Source organism: Vibrio sp. 1402, from assembly GCF_033340275.1.
Genome location: NZ_JAWOWE010000430.1, coordinates 1 through 608, shown reverse-complemented (window position 1 = coordinate 608; position 608 = coordinate 1). Strand labels below are relative to the sequence as shown.

Genomic DNA, 608 nt, shown 5'->3' with positions numbered 1-608 from the left:
GGCCACATCGTTCCTGCCTTGCTATCGGGGAACACAGATGTGTTCAAACCATCTGAGCAAACGCCTTGGACTGGCGCGCTAGCTATGAAATTGTGGGAAGAAGCGGGTTTGCCAAAAGGCGTGATCAACCTTGTTCAAGGTGCGAAGGAAACCGGTATTGCGTTGGCTGATGCGAAAGGTATTGATGGCATTCTGTTTACGGGCAGTGCGAACACGGGTCACATTCTGCATCGTCAGTTTGCAGGTCAACCAGGCAAGATGTTAGCGCTAGAAATGGGCGGCAACAACCCGATGGTCATCTCTGATAACTACGGTGATTTGGATGCAACGGTGTACACCATCATCCAATCGGCATTCATCAGTGCTGGTCAACGTTGTACTTGTGCTCGTCGTCTATACGTGCCGTTTGGTGAGAAAGGGGATGCTCTTATCACTAAGCTGGTAGAAGCGACGAAAAACATTCGCATGGATCAACCATTCGCAGAACCTGCGCCATTTATGGGCCCACAAATCTCTGTGGCTGCGGCGAAGTTCATTCTTGATGCGCAAGCAAACCTGCAATCTCTAGGCGGTGAAAGCTTAATTGAAGCGAAAGCAGGAGAGGCGGC

General features: G+C 50.7%; 1 protein-coding gene. It reads left to right on the top strand.

Going from position 1 to position 608, the window contains the following annotated elements:
- The coding region (locus tag R7044_RS26490) for an aldehyde dehydrogenase family protein (protein ID WP_225456147.1) at positions 1-608 on the top strand (608 nt) is incomplete at both ends.